The organism is Thermodesulfobacteriota bacterium (assembly GCA_025062045.1).
In the GTDB taxonomy this organism is placed as follows: domain Bacteria; phylum Desulfobacterota; class Syntrophorhabdia; order Syntrophorhabdales; family JANXAF01; genus JANXAF01.
Genome location: JANXAF010000005.1, coordinates 56,410 through 74,857 on the forward strand (window position 1 = coordinate 56,410; position 18,448 = coordinate 74,857).

The window sequence follows — 18,448 nt, forward strand, 5'->3', positions numbered from 1 at the left end:
TTAGATATCTAGGCTTTTTAACCTTTCTAAAGCTTCTTTTAGGTCATTGACAATTATTAGGGGAATCTTTAAATCCTTCAAAATCTTCATTCCATCTTCCACATTTGTACCTTCAAGCCTCATTATCACAGGCTTCTCAATTATCTCAGAAGCATCCCTAAACCCCATTGCAAAGGTGTCACACCTTAGGATTCCACCGAAAATGTTTATGAAAATGACTTTGACGTCCGGGTCGGAATGCACTATTCTTAGACCTTCACGAATCATCTCCCTCGTTGCTCCACCCCCAACATCCAAAAAGTTGGCCGGTTCTTTCCCTGAGAGGCGTACAAGATCCATAGTTGCCATGGCTAGGCCGGCTCCATTCGCAACACATCCCACATTCCCTTTAAGTTTCACATAGTTAAGACCGAATCTTCTAGCCTCAACCTCCTTTGAGTCTTCTTGGGTTGGGTCGAACAATTCTGACAAATCGGGATGTCGAAATAGGGCGTTATCATCCAAAATAACTTTAGCATCTAGTGCCACAAATTTTCCGGTATCATTGATGGCAAGAGGATTTATCTCACAGAGAGTGCACTCTTTCTCAACGAATATTTTATACATGTTTTGACAAAGCTCAGTAAAAGGCTCGAGCAAAGACGGATCAAGCTCTAAAAAGAAGAAAAGTTTTCTCGCCTGGTACGGCATAAGTCCGTATCTCACATCGATTACTTCGCTTGCTATGAGGTCCGGGTCCTTTTTTACCATCTCTTCTACCTCTATCCCTCCTCTTTTGCCCGCAATAAGCCTTGGGCTCTCCTTTTCTCGGTCTAGAACGATTGCAATGTAAAGTTCCCTCGTGATATTTTCGAATCTTTCAAAAAGAAGTTTAGAGACGATTTTTCCTTCTTTTTCCGATTGCTCGGTCACAAGTCTTTTTCCAAAGAGTTCATCGAATGCGGTTTTGAGCTCTTCCATGGTATTTGCGATCCTTATGCCACCTCCCTTTCCTCTTCCACCTACATGTATCTGCGCTTTGACCACAATGGGAAAACCCAAAACGGAGGCTGCAAGTTCTAAATCATTGCTTTTTTCGACTACGAACCCTTGGGGACAGAAAATAGAATAAGCTTCAAAGATCTTTTTTGCCTGGTATTCATGTATCCTCATCGATTCTCTCACTTACAATGAGAGGCTTTAGTGCCTTCTTTGCTTTTCTTCCCTCCCTCACTCCAATCTGGAAGGCCTCTAAGTTCAACTTTTCAGTTCCCTTTGGAACTCGTCGTGATAATGCTTCTTTTAAAGAGCTCGGTTTTACAAACTCCGTAAGGACAGAAAAAGCGCCAAGAGCGACTATGTTTGCCACAAAGTCTTTTTTGAGCTTTTCTTTCGCTAACTGAGTAAATGGGATCCTGTATGCTTTTTGAACTGCCACCTGTTTGACAAAAGTGGAATCAACTATTAGGATACCCTCTGGCTTCAAGTCCATGTAGTAGTCATCGCAGGACTTTTGGCTCATCGCAAGGAGACAGTCCAGTCTCTGGGCTTTTGGATAGTCTATCTCTTCGTCGCTTATCACAATCTCCGATTTACTCGAACCCCCTCGCGCCTCGGGCCCGTAACTTTGAGTCTGGGCCACGTTTAGTCCTTCGAGAATTGCAGCCTCCGCAATTATGATACCTAGAAGTACTATTCCTTGGCCTCCCGACCCACTGATCCTTATGTCGTACCTCATAGTGGAACTTGCGCCAACTCTTTTGCCTTCTTTCTTATCTTTTCGTATTCTTCTTCAAAGACCGGAAAGTCCCTGTCCACAAGAACACCTATTAAAAACTTGCCCTCCAAATCCTCTTCTTTCATTTCCCTTGCCCTATCGACTTGCACTGCATGCTCTTTTTGCCAAAGGAGCATATCCACAGCAGATCCGATCTTGTTTATCTTTCCGTAATGAGTATGGCAGTGAGAAATCACTTCTACAACTGAAAACCCTTTTTTTAGAAAGGCCAGTTTTAAAACTTCGTCCAAAAGCCTTACGTGGTAAACTGTTGACCTTGCAACGAAGGCGGCCCCACTTACAACTGCAAGCTCAGCCACCTGAAACGGTCTCTCAATATGGAAGAACTGTGAGGTCGTTGTTCTTGCACCATAAGGAGTCGTTGGAGAATGCTGTCCACCTGTCATTCCGTAAATGCTATTATTCACCACTATAGCTTTTAGATCAACGTTTCTTCGCGCAGCGTGGATGAAATGGTTTCCACCTATAGCCATCGCATCCCCATCGCCCATGATCACAATAACTTTAAGGCTAGGTTTGGCAAGCTTTATACCTGTCGCAAACGCGAGTGCTCTTCCATGGGTCGTGTGAAGGGTGTTAAAGTCGACGTAGACTGGCAATCTTCCCGTACAACCTATTCCAGAGACAAGAACTATCTCATCCTTTTTAAACTTACATTCATGAATTGCCCTTATGAGTGATCCAAGAAATATCCCTATCCCGCATCCCGGACACCAAACATGGGGAAACTTTTTGTCGTGCCTTAAATACTGGTGGATGAGCTTTGTTACTCCTTCCATCAGTATATCTCCTTTATTTTTAAGAGAATCTCATCCGGGGTGATTGGGGTTCCATCCACTTTGTTTATTGTAAAGATCTTCGATGTCCCCCTGTTTACCCTTTTTACCTCTCTAGATATCTGACCCATGTTCATCTCCGGAACAAGAACGATCTTTGATCTACTGAGCACCTTTTCAACCTCCGTTCTCATAAAAGGCCACAAGGTGTTGAGTTTTAAAAGACCAACCTTCATCCCCCTTTCTCTTGCTTCAACACAGGCTCTCTTGGCAGATCTTGCAACGCATCCGTAAGCTACTATTGTAAGGTCCGCATCTTCGGTTAAGAAACTCTCCCCGATCTGCACATCATTAAAGTTCTGGCTTATCTTTCTAAAAAGCCTCCTTATGAACGGATCGACCTCTTCTGGCCGATTCGTCGGGAAACCTCTTACATCGTGGGTGAGCCCAGTTACGTGGTAGCGATAACCTTCTCCGAAGTTTGCCATAGGAGGTACCCCGCTTGGGGTATCCTCATATGGAATGTACCACTCAGGAGGGACAGAAGGCTTAACACGGTTTACGATTTCTATTTTTTCATCATCCAGGCAAATATTCTCCCTCATGTGAGCCACAACTTCGTCAACAAGCAAAATAACAGGGATTCTATACCGCTCAGAAAAATTAAACGCGGTGATGGTGAGTCTATAGCATTCTTTAACAGTAGATGGGCAGAGTACTATAATTGGATGGTCGCCATGGGTGCCCCACCTTGCCTGCATGACATCGCCCTGAGCTGGAGATGTAGGAAGCCCGGTGCTCGGTCCTGCCCTCATGCAATTGACGATCACACATGGAATTTCCGCCATTATTGCAAACCCAATATTTTCCTGCATAAGGGAAAACCCGGGACCGCTTGTTGCAGTCATCGCTTTGACTCCGCAAAGGGAGGCACCTATAACTGCCGCAATACTTGCAATCTCGTCCTCCATTTGAATAAACGTGCCGCCAACCTGCGGAAGCCTAACGGAGAGAACCTCGGCTATTTCAGTGGCAGGAGTTATAGGGTAACCGGCAAAGAATCTGCAACCGGCCCTTATTGCCCCTTCCGCTATAGCCTCATTTCCCTGTAAGAGAATTTCGTTGCGTCTGTTCTTTTTTTTCAAAATCTTCTTGTCCTTCAAGAACGGTTATTGCAAAGTCAGGACACCTAAGTTCACACCACCTACATCTTATGCATTCGTCGGGCTTTTCAACGAAAGGATATCCTAGTTCATCTTTTGCGAGAACCCCTTTGGGACAAAAAGCTACACAGATACCACAGCATTTACACCAGGCCCTATATATGTCGATTTTTGTCACGATTTTGACCTTTTAGAATCGACGATCAAGGTTACAGGACCCTCGTTTACAAGGTAGACATCCATGTGGGCTCTAAAAACTCCTGTCTCTACCTTTTTAACCCTCCTTTTTACCCTCTCTACGAAATCGTTAAACAGTTCTTCCGCCTTTTCTTTATCCATAGCTTCAGTGAAAGACGGTCTTCTTCCTTTGGAACAGTCACCGTAAAGTGTGAACTGGGAAACAACTAAAAGTTCCCCATCCACATCGAGGAGCGAATAGTCTAGCCTCCCTTCCTCCTTCTCAAAGATACGAAGATTTACTATTTTTTCTGCCATCCACTCGGAGTCCTCTTCGGTATCATCCCTTCCCACGCCAAGAAAGACAAGAAGACCTTTCCCTATACTCCCTTTCGGCTTTCCATTTACTTCCACGCGAGCCTCTTTGACCCTCTGAACTATGGCTTTCATTTTTCCTGTTCTTTCTCTTTTTTCGCCTGCTCGATTATTTTTTGCGCAATGTGGGGAGGAACTTCTTCATAATGCGAGAATTCCATAGTGAATGTCCCTCTTCCACCTGTCATCGACCGGAGATCCGGAGCGTACTTTAGGATCTCTGCCATCGGCACATAGGCCCTGATTATCTGGTTACTCCCCTTTCCCTCAACACCTAAGATCTTTCCCCTTCTTGAGTTTAGGTCTCCCATAACATCGCCCAAGTTTTCTTCGGGTACTATTATCTCCATCTTCATAATCGGCTCAAGAAGGACAGGATTAGCCATCTCCATGCATTTTTTAAATCCTATAGAAGCAGCTATTTTAAACGCCATCTCCGATGAGTCAACTTCGTGATAGGATCCATCGTAAAGGGTGACTTTCACGTCTGTTACTGGGTAACCCGCCAAAATCCCTTGCTGCATCGCCTCCAAGACACCCTTTTCCACTGCAGGAATGTACTGTTTTGGAATAACGCCACCAACTATCTTATCCTCAAATACGAAACCTTCTCCCCTCGGAAGAGGAGAGATCTCAAGCCATGTATCCCCGTATTGTCCTCTTCCCCCAGACTGCCTTTTGTATTTTCCCTGCGCCTTAGCAGTCCCTTTGATAGTCTCTTTGTATGGAACCTTAGGTTCTTTGAGCTCAACTTCAACCCCAAACTTTCTTTTGAGCCGTTCAACTATGACCTCTATGTGAACCTGTCCCATCCCAGAAAGGATGAACTCCTTTGTCTGTTCGTCCCTTGCGTATCTTATGGTTAGGTCTTCGTCCATAAGTTTTCCAAGTGATGCATTAAGCTTATCCTCATCCCCCTTTGTCTTGGGCCTCAACGAAAATGAGATGAGGGCCGGTGGCACTTTCACTGTATCGTATCTTATTGGAGATTTCTCATCACAGAGTGTGTCCCCTGTGCTCACATTTTTCAGCTTGGCCACAACCCCGATGTCTCCCGTTGTTGCGGAGGGTATGGGTTTCTGTTTCTTTCCTACAAGCGAAAATATTTGCCCTATCTTTTCTTTCTCGTCCTTTGTGGAGTTAAGCACACTTGTGTCAGGGTATAGTTCTCCAGAGTAGACCTTAAAAAGATTTAGCCTTCCGGCGAAAGGATCGCTTATCGTTTTGAATACATATGCGCTAAAGGGTTCATCCAATGAGATCTTCCGTTTCACCTTTTCTCCTGTCTTTAAATCGTAGCCCAAGACTTCCTTTCTGAAGGTAGGAGGGGGCATGAATTTGATTATAAAGTCAAGAAGGTGCACGATACCGATATTTTTTAATCCAGACCCACAAAGGACGGGGATTATCCTCGTTTCCCAAATTCCCTTCCTTAAGCACTCTTCAATCTTTGATGGTTCTATCTCCTCACCGTTTAGGTATTTCTCCATCGTTGCGTCATCGATTTCTACAATCGCTTCCATAAGCTTTTCCTTAAAATCCTCGTAAGTTCCTCTCAATTCTTCCGGTATCTCTTTTTCTTCAAAGTTTCCCTGGAAGTCATTGGAGTAGATATACGCTTTGGCATCGAGAAGGCTTACTATCCCCTTAAAGCTTTCCTCTCTCCCTATGGGAATCTGAACTGCTAAAAAATTAGCGTCTTCAAAACTGGCCTTTAGATTCTCTAAAGTTCTATAAAAATCTGCCCTCTCTCTATCTAGTTTGTTGACGAAGACACATACCGGGTTTGAGTTTTCTCGAGCAAAGTTCCAGACCTTTTCTGTCTGAACCTTAACCCCATCGATTCCACTGACAACTATTACAGCGGAGTCAACAACTCTCATACACAGTTTGGCGTCCCAGATAAAGTTATCGTCTCCGGGCGTATCGATCAAATTCACTTTATGTTTCTTCCAGTCAAAGAATGCCAAAGAGGAAGAGATGGTAATCTTCCTTGTAATTTCCTCCGGTTCATAATCCATTATTGACGTTCCTTCATCCACACTGCCTAGTCTCGTGTTTTCACCGGCCAAAAAGAGCATTGCCTCGGCTATGGATGTCTTTCCGTCTCCACCATGGGCAAAAAGTCCCACATTCCTTATCAGCTCAGGTTCATACCTTTTCATGCCGACTCCTTTCAAAAACTAAGATGGAAGAAAATTACGGTGAATTTTACCTGTGGTTTCCGCAAAAATCAAGAGCCGGAATAGACATAGAAAGGTCCAGAACTCGAAAGAAGGGGTGGGAACTTCTTCCATTTTAAAAAATGTACTGCATCTAGGTCGATGTAATCTAACTCTCCCTTTCCCATAGCAAAGAAAATCCCCGCTTTAAGACCGATTATGCTCTCCATCATGCACCCGATCATGAGTTTTAAATTTTGAGCTTTTGCAAGGTCATAAATCTTTTTCGACTCTGAAATTCCACTTTTTGGAATCTTTATGTTGATACCACCTTTGAATCCAATAAGCCCGATCCTATCTAAATCCTCCACTGACAACACAGATTCATCTAGGATGATTTCGAAATCTGACCTCTTTATAAGCTCTTTCAAACCGCGATAATCTTCTTTTGGTAAAGGCTGTTCTATGAACTCAATCGAAATTTCAAGTTTTTTTAGGCTCTCTGAAAAACTGTAAAAATTTTTAAGACTGTAACTTCCATTCATGTCCAGCCTTATTGAGTGCTTGTCTTTTAAAATCCTCTTTAGAGTTTTCGATATCCCTTCCAAAAAACGGAGATCCTCTGTAGGATCACCTTTTAGCTTTATCTTAAAAGAGCGAAACCCTTTTTTTGCGAAAAATGAAGCCCAGTTTTTCGAAAGGTTGATCTCAATATTGGGAATAGTAATATCTGTCTCGAGTACCCTTCGCTTACCTCCCCAGTAGGAAAATTCGGAAACACCTATTAAGGCGAGGTATGCCCGAAAAAGAGCAACTTCTAGACCTGAAAGTGCAAATATACTCTTATCCTTCCTTTTTTTGAGCTCCTCAATTAGAACCGGGTAATCTTCGATCTCATTGCCCACTAAATTGGGAATTACGGTTTTTATAAAGCCTTCTATTCTTTCTATAGATTCTGACTTATAGACAATCGATGTCGGTGACTCCCCTACCCCTTCATGTCCGTCTTCAAGGATGACTCTCACAATGAGACTTTCTGCGGCTCGAGATGCACCAGATGCGGTCTTAAATGTGAGTTTAAGAGGTATCTTCTGTCTTTTTGTCTCGATCGCCTTTATTCTCATTTTCTTTCACGAATCGTCCAAAATAAAAAGTCGTGTCCTTGAAGTGAAAAAGTTTATTATCCACTTTTTTTGGATCGACAGGTAATCCGTCTTTTACAGATAAATACCGAACTTTTCCTTCTTTGCCTGATGCCTCAACGATGAAACCATCCCCGCAGTAGATCATTACGTGATCGATTTTACCTCTTTCCTTCGATGAAACGAATATGAGATCCCCCTTTTCCAGTTCCGATCCCTTTATCTTTTTTGCTTTCATAAACTGCTCATGGGCATCTCTGGGGATGTCAATTCCAACTCCCCTAAATACGAGATTCACAAGTCCAGAACAGTCGACTCCGGTAAGGCCTATACTCTTCTCAGTCGGTAAAAAAGAAGGGCTTCTCCCTCCCCAGAGATATTTGCATCCCACAAACGTAAGAGCCAAAGTTACAGGGTCTTTAGCTTTCCGTTCATTTCGTATTTCGCAATTTAGCAGACTGATTTTACTTGGTTCCAGATATCCTTCACCTTCTTCCTCCAAAAAAAACAAGCTACCATCGGTCATATATCTCACAAAAATGCGACTTCCAAAGGGGATGTAGAAGGGTCCTGTCTTTCCCTTCACAGAAGTAAAACTCGATATCACTACGGCGTTTACACGATTCACCCCACAAGTTTTCCTCAAAGCGTTCATCTTTACCCAGCCCCTATACGGAGCCCATCTCCTTCTTTGACGGAACGATAGCTGTTCCGGCGCCTCAACGAAACACCATTCTCCTTCATTTCGGATTATGCGAACTTCTTCATTGTAAAGGAGCTGTGTTAACCTTTTTCTGTCAAAGTAATTCTGGATTTTTGGCTCGGAGGGTCTTCGTAAAAGGTCAGTAAAGGGAACACATACGTAATATCTAGGTTCCACGTTCAAATTATAGCACACTATTTTTGCAGATCCCTCATCCAACCTAATTTTTTCTTGAATTATTTACAAAATGGTGTAAATAGTTAATTACGAGAGGTTGGTACTGAGAAGTTTAGGACTTAGTTTTTTGCGCATCTAAAAAAGGAGGTGGGGGGATGGATGTCATAAGAGAGCTTGAAGATTTTGCAACGAAAAAGATAGCTTCAACAATAGTCGACCTACTCGGTACCATTTCCGATGAAAATTTCATACGTCTTACCTACCTAGCTGAGAAATTAACTAACGATAAGGAGATACTTGCGGGCATTAGAGGAATAAGGCACTACTTGCAAAACCCTGACCATGCTGCAAGAAAGCTCTTTAGAAGAGTCTTCGACTATCTGCCGGAGAGAAATAGAAGGATAATTTTCGAAACTCTCTTCCTTAGGGCATGGTTTTTGGGAAACAAGAAGAGAACCCAGTTTCAAAAGGAGTACGGCTACAGACCTCCCTTTGTAATGATCCTTTCCCCCACCCTCAATTGCAACCTAAGATGTAAGGGATGCTATACATTGGGCTACGGAACAAAGCCGGAACTTTCATACGAAGTTGTAAGTAGAGTTTTAAAGGAATGCGAAGAACTGGCTATTCATTTCATAACCATCCTTGGAGGAGAACCTCTCACATATCCACACCTTTTGCGAATGATAGAAGAACATCCCACAATCTTTTTCCAGGTTTATACAAACGGAACACTCATGACCAGAGAGATAGCCAAGCGATTTGCCGAGCTGGGTAATGTGATGGTGGTAATAAGCATTGAAGGTTACGAGGAAGAGACGGACAGATGGAGGGGAAAAGGTGTATTTAAAAAGATTATGTCCGCTTTCGAATATCTTAGGGAAGCGAGGGTCCTTATTGGGTCATCCGCTACGGTTACAAGTCAGAATGCAGAAGTCGTGGCTTCAGAAGAATTTGTGGATTTCATGATAGAGTGCGGTTCTTTCCTTCAGAACTACTTTTTGTACGTCCCCGTAAATGGGAGGGCAGACTTTTCCTTAATGGTTACGCCAGAGCAGAGGAATCTCTTAAGGAAAAATGTAGCTTATTTCAGGCATACTAAGCCCATGTTCTTTTTGGATTTTTGGAATGATGGTCCCCATGTAGAAGGATGTATCGCAGGAGGTAGACGTTACTTCCACGTGAACGCAAAAGGAGATGTGGAACCGTGTGTTTATACACATATCGCATACGACAACATAATGAATACAACTCTTAAAAAGGCCCTAAACAGTCCCTTGTTCCAAGCAATAAGGAAGAGGCAGCCCCACTGTTCTAACCATCTGAGACCATGCATGATCATAGACAACCCGAAAATCATGAGGGAAATAATAGAGGAGGTCAAACCTTACTTTACCCACCCCGGCGCAGAGGAGATTTATACCGTAAAAAGCAAGGAGATGGATGAGTACGCCGAAGCCTATAGAGTATTTGCAGACAAAATATGGGAAGAGGAGTACCTGAAAAAGCAGGCAAGCTGCGCAAATGTCGGAGGGGGCTAAATTTTTACCTTTTCTTGGCTTTTCCTGCCATCGGAACAAATACCACTTGCTGAAGCTCTCTAACTCTCAAACCTTTCTTTTCTTTTATGACAAGAGTCAGGTTCTGGTAAAAAACTGTACTTCCCAACGGAATGATCAATCTTCCCCCTTCCTTTAGCTGGGAGAGTAAGGGTGGGGGTATGTGGTTGGCAGATGCGGTAATCATTATTGCGTCAAAAGGAGCATATTCGGGCCAGCCAAAATAGCCATCTCCATGTTTAACAAAAACATTTTTATAACCCAGACTTTTCAATCTTTCTTTTGCGGTCTCGCAAAGCCTCTTTCGGATCTCGATCGTGTAAACCTCCTTGACTATCTCGGCTAGAATTGCAGCCTGGTAGCCTGATCCGGTTCCAATCTCCAAAACTTTTTCATCTCCTTTAAGTTCTAAAGCTTCCGTCATAAGGGCCACAACGTACGGTTGGGATATTGTCTGGCCTTCCCCAATCGGCAATGGGTGATCTCCGTACGCTTTATCAACGTATTTATTTTCAACGAAGAGATGCCTTTTGACTTTAAGCATCGCATTTATTACTTTTTCGTCCTTTATCCCCCTTGCCTTTATCTGCTTTTCAACCATCTCTATCCTTTTTCTTTCGAATATGTCATGGTCTGCCTTTGGAAAGGACTCGTTCGGAATAATTATGAAGATAGCGAAGATTAAAAGGATCATAGTTCAAATTTAGCACAAAATCGTTGCATAATCGAGGAAGTTCCATTCCGAAGTCAAAAAGGAACTTCACGTTGAAACTTTTACTTTCAGTCTGTTTGACTCCACTTGATGAGGTGTGTTACATAAGAGGGCAACGGTGGGTGTAGCTCAATTGGATAGAGCATCAGGCTGTGGCCCTGAGGGCTGGGGGTTCGAAGCCCCTCACCCACCCTGAACCTTCGAGATCTCTTTTAAATCGCGCAAATATCGAAGATTTTTAGCCTTGTGCAGCTAAAGTCAGCTTTCGACATAAGTTAATACTTTTCCTTGCCTTGACAAGAGAGGGCAAAAGTTGTATGGATTGATTGGTGAAATCGGTTCTTGTCCGTTTCTTTTTTACTTTTTTTTTCGTTTCCTCTTCCTCTTTTGGACATTACGACTTCATTACTGCCCAAGCCTACCTTCTAGTTGAAAAAGACTCATTAGAGATAATAGACGGCAAAAACTTTGATAAAGAGTTTCCGCCCGCGAGTACAACGAAAGTGGTCACATCGATTGTTGCTTTAGAAAGGCTGTCTCCCAACGAGTGGATTGTGGCTCCAAAAGAGGTTCTATCCATACCCCCTTCAAAGATGGGGTTAAAACCTAAAAAGAAATACAGAGCTATAGACCTTATAAAAGGCATGCTCGTAAAATCAGCAAACGATGCAGCCTACGCCATCGCTTGCCACGTGTCAAAAACTGAAGAAAGGTTTACCGAAATTATGAATGCTACGGCGCGAAGACTCGGTGCATTAAAGACCAATTTCAAAAACGCATCAGGCCTCTACGACCCGGAACAGTACACAACGTGCCGCGATCTTGTCCTTATATTCAGATATGCCTTGGATTTGGAACCTTTCAGAAGGATCGTTTCGGCCAAATTTTTCGATTTTCAGGATGGTCGGAATCTCGTAAGATTCCAAAACCGTAACCGCTTCCTTTTCTGCTTCGAGCCCGCCATAGGGGGGAAAACCGGCTACACGAAGGCCTCAAGGCACAGTTACGTAGGAGCATTTGAAAAGGATGGAAAGATCTACATTCTCTCCATTCTTGCAAGTGAGGATCTTTGGGGTGATGCAACATTAATTCTTTCAAATCTTTACGATTCTGTTCCAGGAAAGGAAGAGATTGAAAAGGCGAAGGCAAAAGACGTAGTTCTCGCATCCTATAAGCCGAAGAAACATTCTGCGATGAAGGATCGTATAAAGCTCAAATCTGCAAAGCCCAAAAGGAAGCAAAGGAAATGAAGTTTTTAGTTTGCATTTTTTTTACCTTTGTATCTTTGTTTCTTTTTATATCCCAAAAGGTCTATCCTTTGACTTTGGAAGAAGAGAAAAAATACGGCAGAGAACTCCATAGAGAAATCTTAAAGAGCGTAAAAATAAATTCTGATTTCTTTGTAGCTTTCTACGTAGAAGAACTTAAACGGAAATTGGAAGAGGTGGCAGATCCTCCTCTCCCTGTCAAATTAACAGTGATAGAGTCGAGAAGCGTTGAGGCATTCGCTACAATCGGCGGGTATCTGTACATAACAACTGGCCTTTTGGAATTCTGCGAGACGGAGGAAGAACTTGCCGGTGTTTTAGCACACGAACTCGCCCATATCCAGAGAAGACATATTGCAAAAAGGTTTGAAAAGGAAAAATACATAAATATAGGCAGACTGGCTACAGTCCTTTTGGCCTTACTCGTTGGTGAGCCAAAGACCAAAGAGGCGATCATAGCATCTGGAATGGGAACTTTGCAGTCAGTATCACTTATGTACTCTAGGGAAGATGAATTAGAGGCAGATTTTGTTGCGGCCACAATACTTGAAAAGGCAGGTTTTGGGTGTTTAGGGATTGTGGAATTCTTAAAAAGACTTCGCCTTAAAGGTAAGGATCCTGGACTTCCCCAATACCTTCTTACCCACCCCCACCATGAAGAGAGAATGTCAAAACTAGAGCCTTTCTGTAGAAGAGATGAGAAAAGGGAGAGAAAGGATGATCTTTTCAAATTTATATCCGTAAGAACGAAAATTTTAAATTATCCCTCAAAGACTGAGCTTTTAGCTCATTACCTGCGAAAGTACCAGGAGAATGGAAGTGACGTGCTAGCCGCTTACGGTGCCTCTCTGATTAAGAGCATTTTGGGAAAGAGAGAGGACGCTTTAAAGATAATTGAGTCTATCAACTCCCGTTTTAAAAAGATTTTTCTAGGAGAAATCCTCTTGCGGATTCGAAATTACGAAGAAGCTGCTCAAGTCCTAAAAGGCGAAGAGTCACCTTACGGAAAATACCTTCTTGCTCGTGCTATAGAGGAGTCCGGAAAGTTAAAAGAGGCAAATAGGCTTTACAGTGAGCTACTTTTTTTTGCTGATTCATTTCCCGAAATTTATTTTAGACTCGGTATGAACTATGGAAGATCTGGAAACGAGGCAAAAGGTTTCGAATATCTCGGAAGATACTACCTAGGGATTGGAAGGGAAGATGAAGCAAAAACTTACCTAAAAAAGGCAATTTCTAAGTACGGTGTGAACTCCTCGGAGGCGCAGGAGTTGCTAAGCCTCCTCAGTGGTTTAAGCAAAAGGTAGAGATTACATCTAAGATCGCTTTTTCTAGCATTTCAGAAGACAATCTTTCTGCTTTTAGGCTAAAGCTTATGTTTTTTCCCCTTGGATGCCATATGTCGGGGTCGGAAGCTGAAAAGATCGTAAAAGTAGCAAGTCCGCACACACCAGCAAGATGAGCAATTCCCGAATCATTGGAGACAAAGACCCCACCGTTTGACTCGAAGAATTTTTTTAATTCCTGAAGGTCCTCTATGTAGAGCGCATCCGGATCATCTGTTTTAGCCTCAATCTGTCCAAGCCTTATCGTTTTAACCCCTTTTTCTTTGAGTTTCTTTTCGAGCTCTAAGAAATTCTCGATTTTCCAACTTTTCTTCTCGGACCATCTTTCCGGATAGAGAATCACCAGTGGCTTTACATTTGGTTCGATCTTTTTCTTTTTTGCTCTAAGTCCGTAAGTTTCGATCTGTCTTAACTGATATTCCTCAACATGGATCTTTTCTCGTTGAGGATACATATCCACAAAGATCAGCGGATCCTTAGAATAACGCTCCCATTTTTCTCTTAGCCTGCCTTCTCTGTCTTTACCGATAAAGACTATTCGTTTCCACGCAAGGTCTCTTTCTTCTTGGGAAAAAAGGAAAAGCCACCTTAGCGACTCAATGTTTTCTACCCGCACAAAGTATTGGGAAAAAAGGGAAAGATATCTTTTAACACCCAAGGCCACTAGCTTATTTTGAAACTCCAGACTCAAGGACAAAAAGAGCGATTCAGAAAGACAGACATCACCGAGACCTCCCAAGTGGATCAAAAGAACTTCATCAAATTCCATATGATTTTGAGAGATAGTTTACCGAAAAATCGATCAGTTGCAAAATTCTCGCCCATAGCTTCCAAATGATGTTGGGTTGACAGAAAGGCCACTTCTAAGTAAAGTTAAGCTATGGTTTTAATTGGAGTGATCTCTGATACCCATCTTAGGTACCCTACTGATGAATTCAAAAGCTTTATTGAAAGAACTTTTGGCCAGATGGACATGATCTTACACGCAGGCGATATGACTTCGATAGAAGTGTACGAGTTTCTGAAAATATACAACCTCAAAGCCGTGAGAGGAAACATGGACGACTTCCAATTGCGCTCCCTCCTTCCAGATAAACTCTCATTCGAAATTGAGGGTTTAAAGTTCGGACTCATACATGGACAAGGTGCACCTTTCGGAATTGAACATGTTGTCTTGAAAGAGTTCGATAATGTCGATGTGATAGTCTTCGGGCATTCCCATGTCCCAAAAGTTTCAAAAATAGGAGAAGTTCACCTTTTCAACCCAGGATCCTTCAAAAAACCTTATAGCCCACCTCCAACGGTAGGCATCTTAAGAGTGGAAGGAAAAAAAATAGAGTTTGATCACATTCCAGTGACCGGACTTTAAATGGAACCTCTCTACGTTCTCTTTCTCTGGCACATGCATCAGCCATTCTACAAAAATCTTCGCACCAACCAGTATTTATTACCGTGGGTCCTCCTCCACGGAACAAAGGATTACCTGGATATGCTTCTTATAGCCCAACCCTTTGACACTATTAGGCAAAACTTCAACCTTGTTCCCTCGCTTATCGTTCAAATTATGGATTATGCAAATGGCACGGCCGAGGACATCCACTTCTCCCTTTTTAAAAAACCGGCGGCTGCCTTAAGATTGGAAGAAAAAGTTTTCATTCTCAAGAACTTCTTTAACTCCAATTGGGATAACATGATTAGACCATTTAGCCGTTATTTCGAACTTTTAAAAAAGAGAGGATTCTATTACCGGGAAGGTGACCTTTTTCGGATCGCAGAAGGATTTACAGAAGAAGAGCTCAGAGACTTACAGGTCCTTTTTTTCCTTTCCTGGATAGACCCGTACTTCTTTGAGGAGAACGGAAACCTAAGGTACTTAAAGGCCAAGGGTAAATTCTTCTCCGAAGAAGATAAAACCATAATTGAGGAAGCTCAAAAAGAAATAATAAAAAGGATACTTCCCACATACAAAAGATTAAACGATGATGGAAAGATAGAGCTTACAACTAGTCCCTTCTACCATCCAATAATTCCACTTCTGATAGATACGTCCATAGCGAAAGATTCGTCTCCGGACATTTCTTTCCCAAAAAAGGGTTTCTCTCACAGAGAAGATGCGAAAGCCCAAATTGTCAAAGCAAAAGAGCTTTTTTTTGAAGTCTTCGGATTTTATCCAAGGGGTATGTGGCCTCCCGAAGGTTCGGTAAGTTACGATGCCTGTCTTTTATACAGTGAGGAGGGTATAGAGTGGCTAGCAACAGATGAAGGTATCCTATTTAAGACTTTACGTATGGATTTAACTAGAAGCGCTTTAGGAAAAGAAGTCTATTCCGATCTTCTTTACAGGCCGTATCTTTTCGAAAGTGAGGAGAAACGCTTAATCCTCCTTTTTAGAGACAAGGTTCTTTCAGATCTCATATCCTTTCATTACGCTAAGCTCGATCCAAAAGAGGCCGTATCCGATTTCTTAAGAAGACTGAGAAAAATAAGAGACTGTGTGGAAGGTAAAGTCAGAAACCCGTGCGTTCTTATCGCTATGGATGGAGAGAACGCATGGGAGTTTTACAAGAACGACGGAAGGGATTTCCTAATGTTTCTTTACGAAGCAATTTCAAAAGAAAAATATCTAGTCTCAAGCACCGTATCCTCATACCTCGACAATTTTTCAGACTATGAGACCTTAAACAACATATATCCTGGATCATGGATTGATAGCAACTTTAAGATCTGGATTGGCCACCCGGAGGACAATCTGGCCTGGGAACTGCTCTCTAAAACCAGAGATTTTCTAGAATCTCAAGACAGAGAAAGGCGAAATACTTTGGCCTGGGAATCGATGTACATTTCTCAGGGGAGCGACTGGAATTGGTGGTTTGGCGATGAACACTCCTCGGAGAATGATGAGGTATTCGATTTCCTATTTAGGGAGAATCTTTCCAACGTGTACAGATTTTTGGGTGTCGAGCCCCCCAATGAGCTCAGTATCCCGATAATCACCGAAGAAAGAGAAATAAGGCCTAAATACGAACCGACAGCTTTTATCTATCCAAAAATAGACGGTCAGGTTACCAACTATTTTGAATGGCTCGGATCGGGATACTTCGAGTCTTGGGCGAAGGGGGTTGCCATGCATGAGCCATCCCATTTGATGAGAAAGCTTTATTTTGGTTTCAATGATAAATCGTTCTTTATCAGGGTAGATGTGGATAGAAAGTTTCTTCAGGAAGAAAGCGATATGGTGTTTGAAGTCTCCCTTATCGGAAAGGAGACTATTACGATTTTATATCACACCCAAGAGGAAAGAATCGAAGCCCCTTTCCCTGCAAAAGCTGCTTTTAGTGATTGTCTTGAAGTCGAGATTCCAAAAGAGGCATTGGGAAGTGTGGATCGCGTACTTTTTTGGTGTACGTTGAAGTTGAAAAATCTAACCTGTGACAGGATCCCGAAGAAGGGGTATATCCGGGCAAGAGTACCTGACGAAAAATTTGAGGCTGAAATGTGGTATGTCTGAAAGTTTCTCATTTCTTTAGCAGAGCTATCATTTTTTCTATTTTTTTCTTTAAGACCTTCTCTGCAATCTCCGGGAGCTTTTTTTCGACGTAAGTTTCGATGTGGTTTTTTACGAGAGGTTCAAGTTTTGCCAAAAGCCTGCTTTTTGCCTCATTCACTGTCTCGTAAACTACCATTTCTAAATCTTTTTTCAAGTCTAAAAGCTCTTTTTCCAGTTCCTCCTTTTCAAATTCCCGAAACACTTCCTCGGTCTTTGCCCTTCTCTTCTCCCTCAAAAGTTCGGATTCTTCTACGCCTCGCAAAAGGAGGTCGATGACGTAAAGATAATTTATCGGTTTTTCAATAATCCCATCTATTCCCTCCTCTTTCAGGTCCAAGTCTTCTGACTCTTCCTTTAACACGTAAAAACTTCCTTTTATCCCTTTTTCTTTAAGGTTCTTTAATAAATCCTTTCCCCTCATATCAGGAAGGTTCAGGTTCACAATAAATACGGATGGTCTTTCTTTGAACGCGAGCTCCATGCCTTCTTTTCCTGTTTTTGCATAGAGTATGTCGTACTCCTCTCTAGGAAGGATAAGTCTGAAAGACTCTTTCAAAGTCTCATCTTTGTCCACGAGAAGTAGTCTTTTCATCAAGTCTACCTCCCAAAAAGATTGAAGAAGCCAGAAATCAAGAGTCGGAGGAAAGATTCTTCTCCAAAAATCAAAACCAAAAAAAGAAAACTGTAAAGGATAACAAAAAACAACACCCGCAGAGTCTTTAGTGTACCTTTTGAATCGGTTCTTCCACTTTCAAGTGCAAGATTTGCTATCTTTTCGTCGATAATTTCGGATCTCCGGTATTTAGCAAGACAATACGCCTCACTCAGAGTCTTATTGAACTTGTAAAGATTTCCTTTCGATTCAGAAAAGATCATCTCCAAAGCTTTTTCTTTTATAGTCAAGGTAAGAGAAAGAGCCATATTTAGCCTGTGATTTATGTAGAATTTTGCCTCAGAATAGAGCATAGGGCGCATAAAGTGTATGACGCTTATCCTTTTTACTATTTCCGCCATACCTTTCTTTTTGAGTCTTTCTAGAAGAAGCCAATTTCCCGCAAGAATAATGTGAAAAAGTCTATAAGGACCAAACTCGAGCCCGGAAAGACAAAGGAGGAATTTAAGAGTTTCCTTACTTAGAAAATGGGCGTCGTCTACTATCAAGACGAGCTCTTTACTGATCTTTAAACTGATCGATACAATATCCGCCAAAACCTCTTTAAAATCCATTCGAGTTGAAGTGACTGGCCTATTTATGAATCTTTCAAATATCTCATTGACCAGTTCTTTTTTCTCTTTGTGTTTTCCGTCAAGAAAAATCGGGAGATATTTATCTGCTACCCGATCCGCGAACTTTTTCAAAACTGTGGTCTTTCCTGCTCCATCTTCTCCTATAAGGAGGGCAATCCCCTCTCTCAGGTTCAGAAAGAAGAAGAGGTGCTCTAAAGCCTCTTTGGAAAATCCCGTTTCGTAAAATATATCTTCTTCAGTCTCACAAAAGAACGGGTTTCTTATTGGACCAAACGCGACTCTAGTGTGAAAATCCACTCAATAACATTACTTCAGC

Annotated in this window: 18 protein-coding genes and 1 tRNA gene; 6 read left to right on the forward strand and 13 right to left on the reverse strand. The window is 42.3% G+C overall.

Translation table 11 applies throughout. The features are described from left to right. The 9 genes from sucC to NZ583_05055 form a co-directional block, all read right to left on the reverse strand. On the reverse strand, positions 1–1,152 hold the full coding sequence (gene sucC, locus NZ583_05015) for an ADP-forming succinate--CoA ligase subunit beta (protein ID MCS7280973.1): 1,152 nt from the start codon (positions 1,150–1,152) through the stop codon (positions 1–3). Then, on the reverse strand, positions 1,139–1,717 hold the full coding sequence (locus NZ583_05020; protein ID MCS7280974.1) for a 2-oxoacid:acceptor oxidoreductase family protein: 579 nt from the start codon (positions 1,715–1,717) through the stop codon (positions 1,139–1,141). The genes sucC and NZ583_05020 overlap by 14 nt, the downstream gene beginning before the upstream one ends. Continuing rightward, positions 1,714–2,556, reverse strand: coding sequence for a 2-oxoacid:ferredoxin oxidoreductase subunit beta (locus NZ583_05025; GenBank protein ID MCS7280975.1), 843 nt, complete (start codon positions 2,554–2,556; stop codon positions 1,714–1,716). Before NZ583_05025 ends, NZ583_05020 begins: the two co-directional genes overlap by 4 nt. Next, complete coding sequence (locus tag NZ583_05030; protein MCS7280976.1) at positions 2,556–3,701, reverse strand: 2-oxoacid:acceptor oxidoreductase subunit alpha; 1,146 nt, start codon at positions 3,699–3,701, stop codon at positions 2,556–2,558. Before NZ583_05030 ends, NZ583_05025 begins: the two co-directional genes overlap by 1 nt. Continuing rightward, positions 3,652–3,894: a 4Fe-4S binding protein gene (locus NZ583_05035; GenBank protein ID MCS7280977.1), complete on the reverse strand. Its 243-nt coding sequence runs from the start codon at positions 3,892–3,894 to the stop codon at positions 3,652–3,654. The genes NZ583_05030 and NZ583_05035 overlap by 50 nt, the downstream gene beginning before the upstream one ends. Continuing rightward, a complete protein-coding gene (gene dtd / locus NZ583_05040) occupies positions 3,891–4,343 on the reverse strand; it encodes a D-aminoacyl-tRNA deacylase (GenBank protein ID MCS7280978.1) in 453 nt (150 codons plus the stop codon). The genes NZ583_05035 and dtd overlap by 4 nt, the downstream gene beginning before the upstream one ends. Then, positions 4,340–6,433, reverse strand: a complete 2,094-nt coding sequence (gene fusA / locus NZ583_05045) for an elongation factor G (GenBank protein ID MCS7280979.1) — start codon at positions 6,431–6,433, stop codon at positions 4,340–4,342. Before fusA ends, dtd begins: the two co-directional genes overlap by 4 nt. A gap of 68 nt (positions 6,434–6,501) precedes the next feature. Next, positions 6,502–7,554 carry a hypothetical protein gene (locus tag NZ583_05050; GenBank protein ID MCS7280980.1) on the reverse strand — a complete coding sequence of 351 codons (1,053 nt, stop codon included), beginning with the start codon at positions 7,552–7,554 and terminating at the stop codon, positions 6,502–6,504. Then, complete coding sequence (locus NZ583_05055; protein MCS7280981.1) at positions 7,508–8,494, reverse strand: NlpC/P60 family protein; 987 nt, start codon at positions 8,492–8,494, stop codon at positions 7,508–7,510. The genes NZ583_05050 and NZ583_05055 overlap by 47 nt, the downstream gene beginning before the upstream one ends. Before the next feature lie 113 nt (positions 8,495–8,607). Here NZ583_05055 and NZ583_05060 point away from each other — a divergent pair, with 113 nt between their 5' ends. Next, complete coding sequence (locus NZ583_05060; protein MCS7280982.1) at positions 8,608–9,993, forward strand: radical SAM protein; 1,386 nt, start codon at positions 8,608–8,610, stop codon at positions 9,991–9,993. Positions 9,994–9,997: 4 nt separating this feature from the next. Here NZ583_05060 and NZ583_05065 read toward each other — a convergent pair whose 3' ends face one another. Continuing rightward, positions 9,998–10,705, reverse strand: coding sequence for a protein-L-isoaspartate(D-aspartate) O-methyltransferase (locus tag NZ583_05065; protein ID MCS7280983.1), 708 nt, complete (start codon positions 10,703–10,705; stop codon positions 9,998–10,000). 136 nt (positions 10,706–10,841) lie between these two features. On the opposite strand from NZ583_05065, the gene NZ583_05070 reads away from it, so the two are divergent. From NZ583_05070 to NZ583_05080, 3 genes are all read left to right on the forward strand, one after another. Beyond that, positions 10,842–10,915: transfer RNA gene (locus tag NZ583_05070), tRNA-His, on the forward strand. Between the two features lie 137 nt (positions 10,916–11,052). Further along, positions 11,053–11,973: a serine hydrolase gene (locus tag NZ583_05075; GenBank protein ID MCS7280984.1), complete on the forward strand. Its 921-nt coding sequence runs from the start codon at positions 11,053–11,055 to the stop codon at positions 11,971–11,973. A 74-nt stretch (positions 11,974–12,047) separates the two neighbouring features. Next, positions 12,048–13,298 carry a M48 family metalloprotease gene (locus NZ583_05080; protein ID MCS7280985.1) on the forward strand — a complete coding sequence of 417 codons (1,251 nt, stop codon included), beginning with the start codon at positions 12,048–12,050 and terminating at the stop codon, positions 13,296–13,298. On the opposite strand, the gene NZ583_05085 is transcribed toward NZ583_05080, so the two are convergent. Further along, complete coding sequence (locus NZ583_05085) at positions 13,276–14,106, reverse strand: hypothetical protein (protein ID MCS7280986.1); 831 nt, start codon at positions 14,104–14,106, stop codon at positions 13,276–13,278. The genes NZ583_05080 and NZ583_05085 overlap by 23 nt on opposite strands. A gap of 111 nt (positions 14,107–14,217) precedes the next feature. Here NZ583_05085 and NZ583_05090 point away from each other — a divergent pair, with 111 nt between their 5' ends. Together NZ583_05090 and NZ583_05095 are read left to right on the forward strand one after the other, a co-directional pair. Beyond that, positions 14,218–14,706, forward strand: a complete 489-nt coding sequence (locus NZ583_05090; protein ID MCS7280987.1) for a metallophosphoesterase — start codon at positions 14,218–14,220, stop codon at positions 14,704–14,706. Next, entirely contained in the window at positions 14,707–16,845 is a 2,139-nt protein-coding gene (locus NZ583_05095; protein MCS7280988.1) for a glycoside hydrolase family 57 protein, read from the forward strand. A 7-nt stretch (positions 16,846–16,852) separates the two neighbouring features. Here NZ583_05095 and NZ583_05100 read toward each other — a convergent pair whose 3' ends face one another. Both NZ583_05100 and NZ583_05105 read right to left on the reverse strand, forming a co-directional pair. Next, complete coding sequence (locus tag NZ583_05100) at positions 16,853–17,476, reverse strand: response regulator (protein ID MCS7280989.1); 624 nt, start codon at positions 17,474–17,476, stop codon at positions 16,853–16,855. Positions 17,477–17,481: 5 nt separating this feature from the next. Next, positions 17,482–18,429, reverse strand: a complete 948-nt coding sequence (locus NZ583_05105; GenBank protein MCS7280990.1) for an AAA family ATPase — start codon at positions 18,427–18,429, stop codon at positions 17,482–17,484. Positions 18,430–18,448 lie beyond the last annotated feature (19 nt).

Coding starts and splice junctions, on each gene's coding strand:
- sucC (MCS7280973.1), bottom strand. CDS start 1,152: ATGAGGATACATGAATACCAGGCAAAAAAGATCTTTGAAGCTTATTCT.
- NZ583_05020 (MCS7280974.1), bottom strand. CDS start 1,717: ATGAGGTACGACATAAGGATCAGTGGGTCGGGAGGCCAAGGAATAGTA.
- NZ583_05025 (MCS7280975.1), bottom strand. CDS start 2,556: ATGGAAGGAGTAACAAAGCTCATCCACCAGTATTTAAGGCACGACAAA.
- dtd (MCS7280978.1), bottom strand. CDS start 4,343: ATGAAAGCCATAGTTCAGAGGGTCAAAGAGGCTCGCGTGGAAGTAAAT.
- fusA (MCS7280979.1), bottom strand. CDS start 6,433: ATGAAAAGGTATGAACCTGAGCTGATAAGGAATGTGGGACTTTTTGCC.
- NZ583_05050 (MCS7280980.1), bottom strand. CDS start 7,554: ATGAGAATAAAGGCGATCGAGACAAAAAGACAGAAGATACCTCTTAAA.
- NZ583_05060 (MCS7280982.1), top strand. CDS start 8,608: ATGGATGTCATAAGAGAGCTTGAAGATTTTGCAACGAAAAAGATAGCT.
- NZ583_05065 (MCS7280983.1), bottom strand. CDS start 10,705: ATGATCCTTTTAATCTTCGCTATCTTCATAATTATTCCGAACGAGTCC.
- NZ583_05085 (MCS7280986.1), bottom strand. CDS start 14,106: ATGGAATTTGATGAAGTTCTTTTGATCCACTTGGGAGGTCTCGGTGAT.
- NZ583_05090 (MCS7280987.1), top strand. CDS start 14,218: ATGGTTTTAATTGGAGTGATCTCTGATACCCATCTTAGGTACCCTACT.
- NZ583_05095 (MCS7280988.1), top strand. CDS start 14,707: ATGGAACCTCTCTACGTTCTCTTTCTCTGGCACATGCATCAGCCATTC.
- NZ583_05100 (MCS7280989.1), bottom strand. CDS start 17,476: ATGAAAAGACTACTTCTCGTGGACAAAGATGAGACTTTGAAAGAGTCT.